The organism is Pelagihabitans pacificus, from assembly GCF_009371985.2.
In the GTDB taxonomy this organism is placed as follows: Bacteria; Bacteroidota; Bacteroidia; order Flavobacteriales; family Flavobacteriaceae; genus Pelagihabitans; species Pelagihabitans pacificus.
In genome coordinates, this window is sequence record NZ_VIKU02000001.1 from 744,479 (window position 1) to 761,992 (window position 17,514).

12 protein-coding genes are annotated in these 17,514 nt (G+C 46.4%); 2 read left to right on the forward strand and 10 right to left on the reverse strand.

Annotated features, from left to right (window positions below; all coding sequences use genetic code 11):
- Positions 1-221 precede the first annotated feature (221 nt).
- Both FK220_RS20020 and FK220_RS20025 read left to right on the forward strand, forming a co-directional pair.
- On the forward strand, positions 222-608 hold the full coding sequence (locus FK220_RS20020; RefSeq protein ID WP_238718878.1) for an MBL fold metallo-hydrolase: 387 nt from the start codon (positions 222-224) through the stop codon (positions 606-608).
- Positions 601-897: an MBL fold metallo-hydrolase gene (locus tag FK220_RS20025; protein WP_238718879.1), complete on the forward strand. Its 297-nt coding sequence runs from the start codon at positions 601-603 to the stop codon at positions 895-897. The genes FK220_RS20020 and FK220_RS20025 overlap by 8 nt, the downstream gene beginning before the upstream one ends.
- A 123-nt stretch (positions 898-1,020) precedes the next feature.
- Here the strand turns inward: FK220_RS20025 and FK220_RS03350 are convergent, their stop codons facing one another.
- The 10 genes from FK220_RS03350 to FK220_RS03395 form a co-directional block, all read right to left on the reverse strand.
- On the reverse strand, positions 1,021-1,725 hold the full coding sequence (locus FK220_RS03350; RefSeq protein WP_152572857.1) for an energy transducer TonB: 705 nt from the start codon (positions 1,723-1,725) through the stop codon (positions 1,021-1,023).
- A 53-nt stretch (positions 1,726-1,778) separates the two neighbouring features.
- On the reverse strand, positions 1,779-2,180 hold the full coding sequence (locus FK220_RS03355; protein ID WP_152572858.1) for a VanZ family protein: 402 nt from the start codon (positions 2,178-2,180) through the stop codon (positions 1,779-1,781).
- Entirely contained in the window at positions 2,173-2,553 is a 381-nt protein-coding gene (gcvH, locus tag FK220_RS03360) for a glycine cleavage system protein GcvH (RefSeq protein ID WP_152572859.1), read from the reverse strand. Before gcvH ends, FK220_RS03355 begins: the two co-directional genes overlap by 8 nt.
- Before the next feature lie 242 nt (positions 2,554-2,795).
- Positions 2,796-10,052, reverse strand: a complete 7,257-nt coding sequence (sov, locus tag FK220_RS03365) for a T9SS outer membrane translocon Sov/SprA (protein ID WP_152572860.1) — start codon at positions 10,050-10,052, stop codon at positions 2,796-2,798.
- A gap of 5 nt (positions 10,053-10,057) precedes the next feature.
- Positions 10,058-10,639, reverse strand: a complete 582-nt coding sequence (gene ruvA, locus FK220_RS03370) for a Holliday junction branch migration protein RuvA (protein ID WP_152572861.1) — start codon at positions 10,637-10,639, stop codon at positions 10,058-10,060.
- A gap of 79 nt (positions 10,640-10,718) precedes the next feature.
- Positions 10,719-13,022 (reverse strand): NADP-dependent malic enzyme, encoded by a 2,304-nt coding sequence (locus FK220_RS03375; RefSeq protein WP_152572862.1) that lies wholly within the window; start codon positions 13,020-13,022, stop codon positions 10,719-10,721.
- Positions 13,023-13,225: 203 nt separating this feature from the next.
- Positions 13,226-14,542: an MFS transporter gene (locus FK220_RS03380; protein WP_152572863.1), complete on the reverse strand. Its 1,317-nt coding sequence runs from the start codon at positions 14,540-14,542 to the stop codon at positions 13,226-13,228.
- 166 nt (positions 14,543-14,708) lie between these two features.
- Complete coding sequence (queG, locus tag FK220_RS03385) at positions 14,709-15,626, reverse strand: tRNA epoxyqueuosine(34) reductase QueG (RefSeq protein ID WP_152572864.1); 918 nt, start codon at positions 15,624-15,626, stop codon at positions 14,709-14,711.
- A 21-nt stretch (positions 15,627-15,647) separates the two neighbouring features.
- A complete protein-coding gene (locus FK220_RS03390; RefSeq protein WP_152572865.1) occupies positions 15,648-16,238 on the reverse strand; it encodes a c-type cytochrome in 591 nt (196 codons plus the stop codon).
- 169 nt (positions 16,239-16,407) lie between these two features.
- Entirely contained in the window at positions 16,408-17,421 is a 1,014-nt protein-coding gene (locus tag FK220_RS03395; protein ID WP_152572866.1) for a hypothetical protein, read from the reverse strand.
- Between the last annotated feature and the right edge of the window lie 93 nt (positions 17,422-17,514).

Here is a 17,514-nt window from a genome sequence, read left to right on the forward strand (position 1 = left end):
AATGGAGAGGTTTATCCTATATTTGGAAAAATATAACACTTGCAACCATAAAAAAACGACTGTCGATTTTACTAATGTCTTTGTTTCTGATGGGTCTTACCGAATTTAACGCCCAGGAAAAGGAGGTCATTATTACTATAGACACCCTATCCCAACAACTTTATATGCTCACTGGATAAGGGGGTAACATTGGCATCTATGTCGGACAGGAACATGTTTTTATGATCGACGACCAGTTTGATCGTCTGAGCGGTAAAATCAAGACGGCCATTGGCACCTTGACAGAACAACCTATTGCCTATTTGTTCAATACCCATATGCACAGGGACCATTCGGGAGGGAACGCCAAATTCAATTCCAAAAACACGGTATTGATAGCCCAGGACAATGTACGTACCCGAATCATGGGCAACCAAAAAGCAAAATTGGAAGCTCAGGAGATTTCATTGGATGACTACCGTAAAAGTCCGCCCGAAGTTACTTTTTCGGAAGATGCCACCTGTTATGATGGTGAGGAAACCATTATGGCCTTTCACGTCCACCAAGCGCATACCGATGGTGATGCAATTGGTCTACTTTATGCAAAACAATGTCTTGCACATGGGTGATACCTATTTTTCGGGACGATATCCTTTTATTGACCTTAAAAGTGGCTGGAGTGTCCGGGGCTATATCGATGCCCGTAAAAAGGCCCTTCTGGTCATCAATGAAGATACCAAAATAATTCCCGGGCATGGTAGACCTTCCAATCGGGCAGGGTTAAAGTTATATATATCGATGTTGGAAGATATCAAAGCCAAGGTACAGGCACAAATCGATGCGGGAAAATCGCTGGAACAAGTTATTGCGGATACTACCTTAACGGCAGCATATAATGAAAAGCATGGAAATGGCTAGATAAAACCCGAACGTCTCCGAGAGACCTTTTACAAAAGTTTAAAACCGTTGTAACGAAATACAAACCCACAAAAAAAGTCCGACTCAAATGAATGATCGGACTTTTTCAAAATTTCGTTCTTACTACTGAAGCTTGAAGGTAATTGGGATACTGAAAGGTACCCGTACCGCTCTTCCCCGTTGCTTGCCCGGTGTCATCTTAGGAAGTTTTCCGATGATTCTGGCAGCCTCTTTTTCCAAGTTCTTGTCCGGACCACGCATTCTGATATTTCCGATACTACCGTCTTTCTGGATAACGAACATTACGCTTACCCGGCCTTGAACACCCATTTCTTGAGCTATTTCAGGATAACGGAAGTTTTTGCTGATGTGCTTTTGCATCATGCTCTGAAAGCAAGCCCTTTTATCGCTTTCCCCCTCACAGCCGGGAAAAATCGGTACATCCTCGATAACTGCAAAAGGTACGTCTACATCCTCTTCGACTTCTTCTACCTCAACGTCATCTATCTCAACAATTTCTTCTTCCTGACTCGTCTCGGTAGACTCGATTACGGTTTCCTCTACTTCTTCTTCATCCTCGACAACCTCAATAATCTCCGGGGCAGCCGGAGGTGGTGGTGGTGGAGGGGTCTTGATCTGTTCGGTCATCGGTACTTCCTCATCCAACATATCGTCCACGTTCATGGAGATATCGTAATTGTTGTCGTCCTCATATGTTTTCCATTCCAATGCACGCCATACGATCAACATCACCAAGGCCAACCCTATTACAAAATAGAGGCCGCTGTTTCTTCCTACATCCGCCTTCGGATTCTTTTTAACTTCCATATCTATGAGTTTTAGTGATTGCTAATTTAATTAAATAATCCTAAAAAAAACAATTAATACTTCCATTTTAATTGTCTTTTACCTGCAAATAACGACCATATGACAAATGTACCGGCCAAAGCCCCAATTGAATTTGCCAGGGCATCATATGTATTTCCGTCTCTTTGGGTGGTCAGTTCCGCTTGTAATACCTCAATAATTGTACCATAAACCAAGGCCACGAAGAACATGATAAATAGGGTCTTTTTAAAACCATAATTCCCAGAGGTACGTTCCCTGACAAAGAAACAGCCAAGTATCACAGCCCCGAAATAGAAGCCAAAGTGCACCACTTTATCAAAACTTGGAATACGAATATCGGGTAGGTCGGTATTCGAAAAAGAACCAAGGCTCAGAAAGGTCACCGCAGCCATCCATACAAAAAAGGCGAGCGTGAACCTTGATTTTCTAAGCACCGATTAGCTCCTTGTAGCCTTCGTCACTAAGCAAATCGTCTACTTCCGACGGCGTGCTCAGCTTAATTTTTACCATCCATCCTTCACCGTAGGGATCCGAATTCACTTTTTCGGGCTCATCTTCCAGGGCAGCATTGAATTCGATAATTTCCCCACTTAACGGAAGGAACAGATCGGAAACCGTTTTTACCGCCTCTACCGTGCCAAAAACCTCCTCCCTATCCAGGGTTTCATCAACGGTTTCTACCTCGACGTAGACGATATCACCCAATTCACCTTGCGCAAAATCGGTAATTCCCACTGTAGCGATATCACCTTCCACACGCACCCATTCGTGGTCTTTGGTATACTTTAATTCTGATGGTATATTCATTTTTATGGCATTAATTAGTCGGACAAATGTAACGGATTAGGGGAAGGTATTCAAAAAAAGTTGAGGTTCGCTACCATTGAAAGTTCAAACTCAAATACAAATTCAGAAATTGCTGAATATTGGATGCTAGGTGAAGGATGCTGGATGCTCAATATCATGTGACGAAGTCTGGAAGCTGGAAGCTTGATACGAATTCCTATCTACTGCAACTGCCAACTGAATACCGATCACTAACTTCCTTACTAGTTCCCGAAGTTGTATCGCAACGTAAAGCCGGTATTGATCGTTGTCTGTGGGAAAGCGGTCGATACCGCAAATTGGGAGAACGAATGGTCGTAAAAGAAGAGCGCGTTCAGGTTCTTGCTCAAGGCATAGTCGGCCGTAAACTTGATGGACAAAAGGTTCTGCCCCGCCGTAATCTGGTTGTTGTCGATGTCGAGGTTTCTTATGATGGTAATATTGTCCCGCAGACTCAAGTCGGCCTTGAGGTTCAAATCCCCCTTGAGACGTGTTTTATTGCCTCCAATATTGGTGACGAACTGTACATCCTTGACGCGATATCCCAAACCAAGGGTGTATTCCTTGCCATTGATCTCGGTCATCAAGTTATTATCCAAACTCAATGATAGGGCACGATCGGTGCGCACTTCGGCCAATACGCTCACCGAATTCTGCATTTCGAAGTCCAGACGGACCAACGGATTGAACTGATCTGTTAGGACCACATTGTTCAAAATCAACTCAGGAAGCAAATCGTTCGTTTCCGGGTCGACCGCCGGAAGACCGTCCTTTATCAATTGTTGACGTTCCAAGTTCGTCTGAAATGAATTAATGCTATAGGCCGCACGATACCCATGCTGTACCGAAAACCGTTTGAATTTCTTTTTGAACCATTTGTTGCGCATTAAACCCGTGTACTTGATGTTCCAGTTCGGAATGGGTATTTCCCTAAAAATATCCAAATTTACCCTATTGACATCTTGCCCGGTATAGGCAGCAAAAAAAGCCGGGAGCAGCACATCTTGACTGGTTTTTCCGTACAGTTCTGGAAAACCGTCGTCATCCAAGGTTCCCGGAACTTGCCCACGGTCGTTTACCAAACGATTCGCGATAGTGATCCTATTTTGTTTGAACTCCTCGAAAGTCTCCGAATCAAATTCATCGCTCTTTCCAAAAGCGGTACCGATCATCATCGTGGAGATACTGAAGTTTCCAAAGTTGTTGGGGGTGAGGCTCTGATACACCTCCGGTGTCGTAAAATCAAGCTCATAGTTCTCCTGCAAGCTGTTGGAAAACTGCCTGTCGGCCACCAAATCGATGGTAATATCGGGCGTGGGTTGTGCCGTTGCCGTGATATTCAACTGCTTGTTGGTACGTCTGATAAACTGTTCGTTGAACCCATCAAAACTGGTCAACCAACCATTACGGGCCGCTTCAAAACGTACGTCGGACTGACTACCGAATACAAAGCCCAAAGTAGGTCGTGTGGAACCGATAAAACCAACATTTTGCGTATAGCCGGGGAGTACCGTACCATTGGTTTCATTATAATTGACATTCAACCGCTTTACCATGGTCACGATATCAACAGCGGTATTCCAAAGCCCACTTGTCTTTTTAGGGGTATTTCCCGTGCCTTCAGCGGGATTACCCGCTTTGTCCCTCCGTACCGGAGCTTGGCTGGCTACCGACTTACCATCGTTCTTTTTTAGACCGATTAGGTCGTAGAACTTCTGCAAGGTCATGGAGGCCGTTATGTTATGCGAATTTGAATTTTGAATGTTGTTGATCGAAACGATATCGAGATTCTCTCTGGGCACATCGGGATTCTGCTGTTCGGCGACCGCCAAATTGAGGGCATCGCCCCCCCGCTGCCAATCGTAATTGCTGGTGTACGAATACTGGGCATTGATAAAATCCAGCGCGGGAATCTTGGCAAAGGGAATCTCATAGTTCAACTGCATTTGCTGGGAATGCCGGTTGGGTTCTCCCAAATCCCAAAAACCGTCCCATAGTCCCAGCGCCTTATCAATCTCGGATTCGGGATTGTTTGGGTCTTCCAAATAGTTGCGGACGATACGGTTGTTGGAGGCCGTGAGGTTCAACCGCAAAGACTTGGTGAGGCTATAGTTCACGGCGTATTGCCAATTGAATAAATAGTTGCGTTGCTGTAATTCGGGAAGCGATAAAAAGTTCTCGGGGTCTTCACCGGCCGGAATAACATTTCGAAAGGTCTGTCGATTGAATTGCCTATTGATATCCGAATTGACCGAGACACTTGTGGGCAATAAACTCAGGTTCAATTCCTTTAGCCACTGCCAGTACCTCCCCGTAAAAAGGGAATCATTTTTGGCAAAGGGCGCCACCTCCACCGGTTTAAAATTATGGTTATAAACAAATCCGGCAACGACACTCTGGTCGTTCAAGCTTTCAATCTCAAAATCCCTGTGTTGTGTTTCATTGTAGGAATAGTTGAAGGTGAAATTCTCGATATCATAGAAATTCGCCTCGGCTTCCTCTCCCCTATTCTTACGTACCCCAATGAGGTTCAAGCTGGTCCTTTTTGTATAATCCTCGGCCCGTTCCCGTATATTTTCAGCGTCTTCCTCACTGACTGCGGTATCAATTAAGTCATCCAATCGCAGGTCGTCGAACTCGGGATCGAATTCCGGGGTGATCAATTGTTCCGATATGCCGTAGTTGAAGGGCAGTTGTATACCCCACTTCGGAGGTAGTAATTGACCAAGGTTGACGTTGGTAACTATATCGTAGGAGATAGCATCTTCCCTGGCCCTTTCGTTCGGCATTTGGTCGATAGCCCCAAAACCGGAAGTGCTGGTACTACCCGTCGCGGTTACGTTGGCAAAATCGGCAATGTTGGCGTCCATTGCCACAACCGAGGCCCAGCCCCCTTGATTATCAAGGCCTGCGAGCCGTAACTCATTGAACCAAACCTCTCCCGCCTGTACTTGATCACTGACATTTTTAACACCCACCATCATGCTGCGAATGTTTCCCAATGAGGGGTTTCCCTTGATTCCGATGCGTAAACGCCCCGGCGTTCGCGGATCGAACTCCCCGACCGGTACGACCTCCCCGTTTACAATCTCATAATAGCGGAGTTCACTCAACGGAACGTTATCGCTTCTGAGGTTGATACGCAACGATTTGATTCTCTTCAAATCATCCAATGGAATATCCATACGATTGGCAGTGGGCCAAATCGCTTCTTCCGAACGAGACCCCCACGGAGTAAATTCCAAGGGTAACTCTATTTGATAGAAATTCTCGGAGAAATCGGTTCCAATCCGGAGGAAACCGGCTAAAGGGGCTACCGAAGGTCGTAACTCGATTCCGACCTCCTCGGCGTGTATGAACATCTTCAAATTTTCATACTGCCGCAGGTCGATGTTCAGGTTTTTGAACACCCCGCGAGAATCCTGTGGGCCCAAATTGTTGACCACCAAGGAAAGGGATTGTTCGTTCTGTTGTACGATGGTGTTGTTATTATTCAGCTGTTCCCTGCGCACCCCGGGTGGCAGTACATAGGGGACGGGACTTCGCTGCTCATTCTCCTGGATGTTCACCGCGTTGACGTCCAGGGTACTTCCCGTCTCATCGGGAGGAAGTTCGGCACCCAAGCTAGCCGTTCGAAGCGATTTCGTATAGGTACGCCAATCGCCTCGTACCAAATCCAAGGTAGCGAAACGCAGCACCACATCATCGGTGAATCCGGTCAAGTACATACGCATGCTACTGATCGAACGAAAGTCGCTAATGCCCCCTACTCGATCGGTAAAATCGCTCAATGGAATTTTGTACTGTATCCAACGGCTCCTTCGCGTACTTCCATCCGGGATTCTAGGAGCGGCATACACCGTATCACGCACATCGGTTACGTACCGATCTCCGATATCGGTACCGGGTTCTATGTCGATTTCATAACTGTAGTAGCTATCGACCGTATTCATGGTTAGGTCGCGATCAATATCCTCTACATCGGGCAAAGTGGTATTTCCCCTGTTGTCGTTGGTTACTTCGATGGGGGAATTCCCCTGGGTGTTGTTAAAGTGTAGATAGCGATTGAGGATGCTTCCTTCCCGTTGTAAAAAATATTCGTAGTTATCATTGGCGGGATCCTCCGGATTATCGTTCCCATAGATTGCCGCTTCCTCACTATCGAGCAAGCCGTCAAAACCGACATCCTGTGCCTGTCGGCTCGCCTCATCGACATCGAAAGCATACACCAATGCCTGCGTCTGGGGCACCTGACCCCATTCGGTATCCCTTGCCGGGGTATCCGCAGGGGTGACCGGGAGTCCGTTTTCGTACTGTTTTCTCCCATCGGGCAATACGTCCTCGGTGATGTTTCCCAAGTCAATAACCAACTTTCCAGGGCTGGTACCGATATTATCGGCATAGGGATCCATCACCCAAAATTGTATGAACTCTACATTCGCCTGCTCAAAATTGGTGCTGCTCAACGAACGCATGATACCTCCCCAGTTCTGCTCGCTCCCTTCAGTAAAGCTTGGATTGGCGTTATAGGGGCCCTTTAAACGGGGATAGTACGCCAAATCCAGAGTAGTTTGCTGTCGGGTCTGCCCTTGGGCTACTTCTACTTGGGGAAAAACCTCATCGATGAAGACCCTTCGAGCCGTATTATCCGAAATATCGCTATCACTAATACTGGACGGTCGCTGGTTGGTGTAAAATATCGGGTCAATGGTGTACCAAGCCAATCTTGCCCGATTATACCCTTTTTCGAGATTATTGGCCGCCGCATCCGCGAAAACCTTTGGCGGACTGGCCAAAACCCACCCTAAGGAGGAACGAATATCGATAAGGGCTTGGGCCCCTTCGAAATCATCGAGATAAGAGGTTGTTTCGCCTTCAAAATCGGCATTTTTGGGAGAACTGGGCTGCAAGACGGCAACCTCACCCCTAAAGGAGAAATTCGAAGGTACATCGGTGTCGATGTTGGGCAATTTATTGACCAAACGGGTCAAGAAGGGCACTTCGGTCGAAAAGTTTCCATTAAGACCAAAAATAGTATTATTCACCGGCTCAATCCCAAAATTCGCTTTTTGGGTCAGGGGCCGCTCATTGAGATTGAGCAAGGTTCCGCCCAATACAAAGTTTTCGTTGAACTGGTGCTCCACATTTACCCCTGTAAAACGTCTCGTCTGTTGACCAAAAACCGCGTTGTTTTCTACGGATATATTGATGGGCGTGTTGGAAGCTTCCAAACTGGGGTCCAATATCTGTACGGTACCGGCCTGATAGTTCACCACATAATCGATTCCTTCCTGCAATTGTCTTCCACCGGCAGTCACCCGAACCGATCCCCTGGGAACGTTAAAGGCTCCAATGGGGATCCCGTTGCTTCCTTCCGATTTGTAGCGACCCTTTAAAATGAACTTATTCTGTTCGGGATTCTGTAACGCTGCGGCCTTGGTAAGGGCATACATATCCCTGAATACATAACGTTCCTGATTCACATTATATGCTGCGGGTGTAGCATATTGGTCTTCATTGCCATTGGCCAAGGTCTCGAACAGGTATTCCCCAAATGGCTCTACCTTCGTAAAAATGATCCGTCCCCCCCGGGTATCGACCGTGAGTCCAGGCACAAAATCAAAAAATCCGTCCCCACCAGGCTGAAGATCATTGTAGATGTTCAATCGGTCTAGATTGAACACATCCAACAAAATACGTTCTTCCAGTCCTTCTGGCCATCCACTACCCGGCCCATCTACGACAGGCGTAATATAGTTTCGCGGAGTCGGGTCGGAAAACAGGATGTTCAATTTGAAATCTTCCTGACTCAGCTGAAAGGCCCCGGTGGCGTAAATGTTCTTCATCATCAAGTCCCAAATTGGATCACTGATGTTGGTAATATTACTTTTCAAAAGCTTTAATATCAGGGTATTGTTATTGATAATCGGTTCGACCCCCGAACCGACCGATGTAGCGTCCAATCCTCCATTGGCAAATTCACCAACCTGGTACACATTTCCATTGAAGGTATACTGAAATGCCACACCCAAGACCTCATCATTGCTCAAACGTTGGTTGAGTGATATGTACCCCAGTTGTGAGTTGAAATCATAGTCCCTCCCTTGCTCTAATTTTCGGGCATTCTCCAAAATGGCGTAGTCGGTACCTTGACTTATGGGATAGCCGGCATTAAAGGCGACCAGATTAAACCCGTTATCCACGGTAGCGATATCCCGTATACTGTTATTCAATGCTCCGGAACCGGCAAGAATCAACGCTGGGTCAAAGTCATTCGCGCTGTTCCTTGGTAGGTTCCCGATGGTCGCATCGGTATTGAAAAAGGAAAGCCCCACCCCGTTCTGCCGCCCCACCCGCGTTTGCTCCGGAGCTGCTTCTCCCAAGTCTTGCAAGGCGACCACATTTCTTACATTCAAGGTCTGCTGACTGCGGTTGGTGACCCACACCTCCAATCGGGTAATCTGAATCTGGCTTTTTATATAGGGGTAGTTCTCCAAGGCCTCGTCATAGTTGTCCCTAAAATATTGTGATAGGAAAAAATGCTTGTCCTCATCATAATCCAGGGCCGAAAGTGAAAAGTCGTTCAAGGTACCACCGCCTTGGGCCACCACGGTGTTGTTTTGGGAACGTTGTTCGGAAAATACGGCAGTGACCGTAGTTTTTCCGAACTGTAGTTGGGTCTTTACCCCAAATAAACTCTGCGCGCCCTGAATCAATGAACTGTTCAGCGGCATATTCACATTACCAACCTCTATTTTTCGGATAATGTCGTCTTCGGTGGGGGTATAATCGAGCTTTACGATATTCTGAAAATCGAAGGTAGCCTCGGTATCATAATTGGCGGTTACCTGTAACCGTTCACCAATTTTCCCCAACATGCTCAGACTGATCCGCTGATCGAAATCGAATGAAAGATTGGTACGGTTTCTTGGGGAAAGCGCGGGATTATCGTTCTTTTGCCAGATAACGCCCAGATCCATCGCCACGGAACCCTGCGGAATAACTTCGATAGTATTGCCTCCAAAAACGGATTGAAAAAAGTTATTGTTGACGTAGAAGTTGGGCAAAAGGTTTCTTCTTGCCTCTTCGCTACCCTCCTTCTTACCGGAATAGGCATCCGCTTTTTCCTTAAAGTAATCTTTAATTCCTTCTTTTCGAACCAGTTCCAAATACTGCTCCGGAGTCAACATTATGGGATATCCAATGTTGAAATCGCCCACTTTCTCGGAATAGATATAAGCATCGAGATTCGGGTCGTAGACATATTTGGAAACTATACTTTCCGGGTTTTCCATCACCAATTTACCCAAATCGAATCCTGTCTTTACCGAATCGACTTGTTGTAAAAGTGAATCTGTTTCTTGTTCGTCTTTGGGGGGATCGTCTTGGGCAAAGGCCTCATTCGCAACTAAAAAAAATAGCGCGAATAGAAAGAAACCCTTAAATGAAGATTTAAGTATTGTTTTTGCCCCTGTTTTCAAACTTTTTACAAATTTTTAAGCGTACGTTTTATGATGTCCTCAACGCTTAGAGTGGCATCTTGGGCTAGCACTTTGTCAACAACCCTTTCGGCTTGTTTTCGGACAAATCCAAGTACCTCTAAAGCAGATAACGCTTCATCTTTATTTGTATTGTTTGAAGGAAGGGAAACTTCACCTACATCGTAGATTTTTAAAATTTTGTCCTTGAGGTCCAGAATCACTCTCTGGGCGGTCTTCGCACCTATTCCCTTGATACCTTGTATGGTAGCCACATCACTGCCCGCAATTGCATCCCGGACCTGTATGGGCGTCAATGAGGAAAGCATGGTTCTCGCGGTGCTCGATCCGATTCCGGAAACCGAAAGTAGCAGGCGGAAAATCTCCCTCTCGGACTTTTCGTAAAACCCAAATAAGGTGTGTGAGTCTTCCTTAATCTGCAAATGGGTAAAAAGTTGAATGTTTTCCGTATCACCGATCTTGGAGTATGTATTCAAGGAAATATTCACAAAGTAGCCTACACCGGCACATTCGATTACCACATGGGTGGGGTTCTTTTCTATTAGTCTTCCTTTAAGGTGGTCGATCATAAACGAGGCTTCTTGGTTGGTGTTGTCTGTTTGATAGTTGGCATCCTAGGAGTAAGATGGGCTATAAACCATATATTGGCTATGCTTCACTGTTTGCCATTTTTGCCTTTTTCCTTTTTTCACGTTCTTGGGCGTCGATAACGGCCACGGCGGTCATATTGACCATTTCGTCTACACTGGCACCTAGCTGTAAAATATGCACCGATTTGCTCAGCCCCACCATAATGGGCCCTATTGAGTCGGCGCCATTAAATTCCTTTAGCAACTTATAAGTGATATTGGCCGATTCTAGATTTGGAAAAATTAGGGTATTTACTTTTTTTCTGGCCAGCTTTGAAAAAGGAAACTGGCTTTGATGTAGCTCTCGGTTCAGCGCAAAATCGATTTGAATCTCACCATCTGCCACGAGATCGGGATTATTCTCGTGGAGAATCCGAAGTGCTTCCCGAACCTTTCGTGCATGGGGGTGGGAAGACGACCCAAAATTAGCATAGGATAACAGCGCCAACACTGGATCAAACCCAAAAGTCGATGCTACATTCGCGGTCATCTGCGCTATTTCGGCAATTTCTTCGGCATTTGGATCGATATTGATAGAAGTATCGGCCAAGAATAAAGGCCCTCTGGAGGTATTCATGATATTCACTGTGGAAACCCGTTTCACATTTGCCGCTCTTCCAATCACCTGAAAAATTGGTTTCACTACGGTAGGATACGCTCTGGAATAGCCCGATATCATTCCATCGGCATCTCCTTCACGAACCATCATGGCGCCGTAATAGTTGCGTTCCTTCATTCGTATTTTTGCGCTGTAAAGGGTAGTGCCACTTCGGTGACGCCTTTCCCAGAATTTGGTCGCATACCTCGTGCGGCTCTCTTTGGAAGAAGGATGCTTGGGGTCAATGATCTCGACGTCGGCATCGAACTCCAACTCGTTTTTCAGCTCGGCGATGATTTCTTGGTTACCGAGTAAGATCGGGATGGCAATACTCTCATCATATACTATTTGGGCCGCTTTCAGTACATCAATCTGATCTGCCTCCGCAAAAACGATTCGTTTGGGTTTTACTCGGGCCCTACTGTGTAATAAACGTACTAGCTTGTTGTCGCTACCGGAACGTTGCAATAGTTCTTCCCGATAGCGGTCCCAGTCCTCGATCGGAGATTTGGCAACACCGCTGTCCATTGCGGCTTTGGCCACCGCAGGGGGGATTTCGGCGATCAATCGTTGATCAAAGGGTTTGGGAATGATATAATCCGTACCAAAAGTAAGTCTGGTTTCACCATAGGCGATATTCACTTGTTCGGGAACCGGTTCCCGGGTAAGTTCGGCCAAGGCCTTTACCGCCGCCATTTTCATTTCTTCATTTATGGTTGTTGCCCGAACGTCTAGGGCACCTCTGAATATAAAAGGGAACCCGAGCACGTTATTCACTTGGTTTGGATGGTCGGATCGGCCCGTAGCCATAATAATGTCTTTGCGTGTTTTTACCGCCAGATTGTATTTGATTTCCGGATCGGGGTTGGCCATGGCGAATACGATGGGATTCTTGGCCATACTCTTCAACATTTCAGGACTCACGATGTCTGCAATGGAAAGGCCTATGAACACATCGGCGCCTTTCATGGCTTCCTCCAAGGTATCGATTTTTCGATCCGTTGCGAATTCAAGCTTGGAAGCGGAAAGGTTCTTCGCATCTTTACGAATAACTCCTTTGCTATCCAACATTACTATATTTTCCGCTTTGGCCCCAAATGCCTTATACAATTTGGTACAGGAAACCGCAGCAGCACCGGCGCCACTGATAACGATTTGTACCTCTTCTATTTTTTTCTGTGCGAGTTCCAATGCATTCAATAGCGCCGCTGCCGATATAATGGCCGTACCGTGCTGATCGTCATGCATCACGGGAATGTCCAATTCTTCCTTTAGTCTCCGCTCAATCTCAAAAGCCTCGGGAGCTTTGATATCTTCCAAGTTGATGCCCCCGAATGTGGGTGCGATTCTCTTTACGGTATCCACAAAATTATCGACATCCTTCGTATCGACCTCGATATCCATACTGTCTATATCGGCAAAAATCTTGAACAACAGGCTCTTTCCCTCCATCACAGGCTTGGAAGCCTCCGGGCCTATATCGCCCAAACCCAATACCGCGGTACCATTGCTAATAACAGCTACCAAATTTCCCTTGGCCGTGTATCGATAAACGTTGTCTTTATTCTTTGCAATTTCCAAGCAAGGTTCGGCAACCCCCGGAGAATAGGCCAACGCGAGATCGCGTTGTGTGGCGTAGGGTTTGGTGGGTACGATCTTAATCTTACCCGGCTGTGGTTTCGCATGATAGATCAAGGCTTCACGGCGTTGCTTCCTTTTGCTCATGTAGTTCAATTTTGGTAAGCAAATTTAGGGGTATTGTTTGGAAAAAAAGAGGTTCTAGGTTCAAAGTTCGGTGACCATTGACGACTGCATACCAATTCAATACCTTTCTTTAAAACTAATAATACATTTTAGAGCGTCGTGTAGGGATGCCAAAACAAAGAAGCCTGGCTGCCTTAAAGCCCCTCAGAAGTAACGTTGGCTTCCTATTCCTCCTTTGCCTTTTGAACATTCAAACGTAGTGCCAATACCGCGGCGATAAGAAAGAAGACCCCTGCGAACAACATGGCATTGACAGCATTGGCTCCCAATAGGTTTTTAAAGATGGGCCCAAAGGTCAAGGTTTCGATTCCCATTGGGATTACAATCATCATATTTAAAATACCCATGTATACTCCCCGTCGTTCCTGGGGTACGATTTTGGATACCATGGTATAGGGAATTCCCATCATGGCGGCCCAACCGATTCCAAAGAAGACCATGGGAAACAATACGTACACGGGATCATTTATATAGGGAATCGATAGCAAAGCCAATCCGGTGGCGAACAAACTGGCCGCATATATTTTCTTTCCCCCAAATTTCAGGGTCAGGGGCACAAGCATCAGGGCCACTACCACCGTGGCAATATTGTATGTAGTACTCATTTTCGCTGCTTGAGCCGCTGCCTGTGAGAGGTCATATCCCATCGTGGTTCTGAATAAGGGGGTTATGAATTGCCAATAAACGAACAAGGCATACCACTGAAACAAATACACGGCCGATAGTTTCCACATAAACTTTGGCATCTCCTTCACGGCACTTGAAATTTCTTTAAAAGGCATTTTAAAACGTTCCGAAAAAGGCAAAGCCTTGTGCGAATTGATTTCGGCCAGCTCTTCATCGGAAGGAGGAATTTCCGGCGTTTTTAGTACGGACCACAAAATGGTGGTCACCGACAAAACAGCCCCGATGAAAAATGAGTAATACAACCACTTGGGAATAGATCCGGCAACTTCGACCTCACCCCCACCGAACCAATCTTGAAATAAAAAAATAGATGCATTGGCCAATACGATACCCGCCCCTACGAAAAGACTCTGCATCTGATAGCCCAGACTCAACTGCTTTTCAGGCAATTTATCCCCAACAAACGCCCGGTAAGGCTCCATCGCCATATTATTGCCTACATCCAAAATCCATAACAACCCTACCGCGAACCACAATACGGGACTTAAAGGAAATGCGAACAAACACAGACTGCCAATGATGGCCCCGATCAAGAAAAAGGGCTTTCGCCGACCCCAGCGTGGCGACCAGGTCTTATCGGAAATCGCGCCGATGAGCGGTTGCACTATTAAGCCTGTAACCGGCCCTGCAATGTTCAAAATGGGCAACATATCCTCTGGAGCACCCAAGAATAAAAAAACCGGATTGATTGCCGTTTGCTGCAATCCGAAACTGAACTGGATTCCCAAGAATCCCACATTCATGTTGAAAATCTGCCAAAAGGTCAAGCTTGGTTTTTTGATCATTTGCGTCATAATGAAAGGTATGGTCGATTTAATCTGTCGAACAATATAAGATTTTAAATGTTTAGGTAACTTAAACTTAACAGTAAAAACCAGCAGTGCAGTAGCGAAAACGTTGTAGTAGGGCTAAGCTGTGTTCTCGATAGAAGGCTTGGGCGCTTTTTCAATTTCTTTTCTGTTATTTTAGAAATCGGATGTTTCTTTTAAGGCCTGAAAACTTCGTGCGTTTGACTGCGGACTTTTTGAATATTTTTCTGAAAACGTCCTCCGTGATCTCTTCCCAATCCTTTTTATTCATCGAGAGTAAGTCGGGGTGCGGGTTGAACAGGGGTTCGTTATGCGACTTGGAAAAACGGTTCCAGGGACAAACGTCTTGGCATACATCGCAACCAAAGACCCAATCATCAAATTTTCCCTTGAAATCGTTGGGAATTTCATTTTTCAACTCAATCGTGAAGTAGGAGATACATTTGCTTCCGTCAACCACATAGGGTGCTACGATGGCCTCGGTAGGACAGGCATCTATACAGGCCGTGCAGGTACCGCAATGGTCTGTAACGGGGGCGTCATAGTCCAGTTCCAAATCAATGATCAGCTCTGCAATAAAATAATAGGACCCCACTTGTTGGGTAAGCAGATTACTGTGTTTCCCTATCCATCCAAGTCCGGCTTTCGCGGCCCAGGTCTTGTCCAACACCGGGGCCGAATCTACAAAAGCCCGACCGTTGACCTCTCCTATTTGTTCTGAAATGAACTCCTGAAGTTGCCTTAATTTCGATTTGATGACATGGTGATAATCCTGACCATAGGCATACTTGGAAATTTTATAGGTGTTTTCCGATTGCTTCTCCTGTGGGTAATAGTTGAGCAGTAAGGAAATCACCGATTTTGCGCCAGCCACCAATAACCTGGGATCAAGGCGTTTATCGAAATGGTTTTCCATATAGCCCATTTCCCCGTGCATGTTTTGATTGAGCCATTGTTCCAGTCGGGGTGCCTCTTCCTCCAAAAAATCTGCTTTCGAAATACCACATGACAAAAAACCGAGGCGCTTGGCTTCGGTTTTTATCATTTTGGTATACTGCGCTCGACCCATAGATCGAAATTACACATTTAATCAGGATTTTGGTGGCGTAGACGGAGGTTGATAGCCCGGCACTACATTTTCTAGTGGTTTGATCGATTTTAAATACGAGAAAATGGCTGCAATATCCTCGTCGGTCAAATAGGCATAATGTCTGGGCATTGGGGGCATCATAGGGCGGGAATCCTCCAGCCCCTTGTACTTGGCTTCCCGTAACGCCTTCGTAAACTGTTCCAGCGTCCAAGTACCAATCCCTGTTTCATGGGGGGTCAGATTTCCCGCATAAGAGGTCCCCCACGGACCCACGGCGGCCGTTAAATCTCCCTTGAACAAAACCCAGGGACCCATGGGTACATTTTCAGGCACGGGTGGAAGTCCCTCAGCACTATCAAACCCCATTAAATATCGCGACATGTCATTTTCAGGTCCGTGAGCGGTCATTTTCTTTGGAGTGTGGCAGTCGGCACAGCCCAAAACATCGACCATGTATTTGCCACGGTCGATCAGATTCTCCGGCTCCATGGTGTCGTTGGCCATGGCGACGGTCTCTGTGGGTTTTTGGTCTTTACAGGCCAACAACACCAGGAACAAGGCGGTCAATAAAGCGTTTATTTTTAATCGCATAATTTATTGTTTTGATGGTTTACTTAAAAATAATCAAAAAGGGGCTTTTGGTAAGCAGTATTGTACAGCCTGCACTTTAAACCTTATGAAAAGCTTTCTTTCATGTATAGGCCGTCTAAAGCTAGTAGGGCCACAAAGACCGATTCATGGTACTTCAGCAGCAATATCCTCAATCCGCTGAAGGGTCACTGGCCGGAACCATAGAGTTCATCGGAGCGAATACCCCATCCGGATTCTCCAGAACCACCCACACGTGCAGCGTCCATGCCCCTCCCGCTACATTCGGGTTCAACTCCCATTCGTCAGCGTCTCCGATAAATCCTTCAGGAGGATTTGGCGACAATGCCTCCGGGACCGCATACTCAACCCCTACTAGCTCGAGGTTTCCCGCTTCATCGGGCACATAAAGGAGAATCTCGGGCTTTTCCAGTTCAAATACCCCATCGAGCAGATTACCATTCGTGTAGTGATACCCCATGTAGGGCACATAAGGCGACGGATTGAACTCCGACAACACGGCGTAGCCGTCCTCCTCGGCTTTGGAGAAATCCTGATAGGGCAAGGCTACCTCGGTCACCGTTTCCAGCTGTTTTTTCAAAGCTTCTTCCTGAGCTTTAATGTAAGGATCACTTGACGGCACATTCGGATTCGAGGGCGCAAATACACCATTTGGATTGTCCATAACGACCCACACGTGCAAGGTCCACGCCCCGCCTGCCACATTCGGATTGAGTTCCCAGACATCCTCATCTCCTAAAAATCCTTCGGGGGGTGTGGCCGAAAGGGCTTCGGGAACTGCATACTCGACCCCGACCAACTCGAGGACACCCATTTCATTCGGGACATACAGCAGTATTTCTGGTTTGTCCATTTCAAATGTCGCATCCAATAACGCTCGGTTGGTATAATGATAACCCATTTGGGGAACGTAGGGAGACGGATTGAATTCCGACAACACGGCATACCCATCCTCCTCGGCCTTTGCAAAACTTTGGTACGACAAGGCCATTAGTTCAACGGCCTCTATTTGTGTATCCAACGTTTCCGTTGGTAAACTGGGACCATCGTCATCTTTGGAGCAGGATGCGGCCCATAGCACGAGGAGTAGCATTCCGATTAAGGTCAAGGTTGATTTCAGTAGTATGCATGATCCGCCTACTACGGCTTTAACGTTCGCTTTCATAATCAAATTTTTTTTTAGTGAAACATTCAGTATAACTTCCAGGGGAATGGCATGGCTAAATTCCAAAGAAGCCACCGATTGGTTTACCACTAT

Bases quoted from the DNA above. Each gene is read 5' to 3' on its own strand.
- gcvH (WP_152572859.1), bottom strand. From the start codon at position 2,553: ATGAATATACCATCAGAATTAAAGTATACCAAAGACCACGAATGGGTG.
- FK220_RS03375 (WP_152572862.1), bottom strand. From the start codon at position 13,022: ATGAGCAAAAGGAAGCAACGCCGTGAAGCCTTGATCTATCATGCGAAA.
- queG (WP_152572864.1), bottom strand. From the start codon at position 15,626: ATGGGTCGAGCGCAGTATACCAAAATGATAAAAACCGAAGCCAAGCGC.
- FK220_RS20020 (WP_238718878.1), top strand. From the start codon at position 222: ATGATCGACGACCAGTTTGATCGTCTGAGCGGTAAAATCAAGACGGCC.
- FK220_RS03395 (WP_152572866.1), bottom strand. From the start codon at position 17,421: ATGAAAGCGAACGTTAAAGCCGTAGTAGGCGGATCATGCATACTACTG.
- ruvA (WP_152572861.1), bottom strand. From the start codon at position 10,639: ATGATCGACCACCTTAAAGGAAGACTAATAGAAAAGAACCCCACCCAT.
- FK220_RS03390 (WP_152572865.1), bottom strand. From the start codon at position 16,238: ATGCGATTAAAAATAAACGCTTTATTGACCGCCTTGTTCCTGGTGTTG.
- FK220_RS03380 (WP_152572863.1), bottom strand. From the start codon at position 14,542: ATGACGCAAATGATCAAAAAACCAAGCTTGACCTTTTGGCAGATTTTC.
- FK220_RS20025 (WP_238718879.1), top strand. From the start codon at position 601: ATGGGTGATACCTATTTTTCGGGACGATATCCTTTTATTGACCTTAAA.
- FK220_RS03350 (WP_152572857.1), bottom strand. From the start codon at position 1,725: ATGGAAGTTAAAAAGAATCCGAAGGCGGATGTAGGAAGAAACAGCGGC.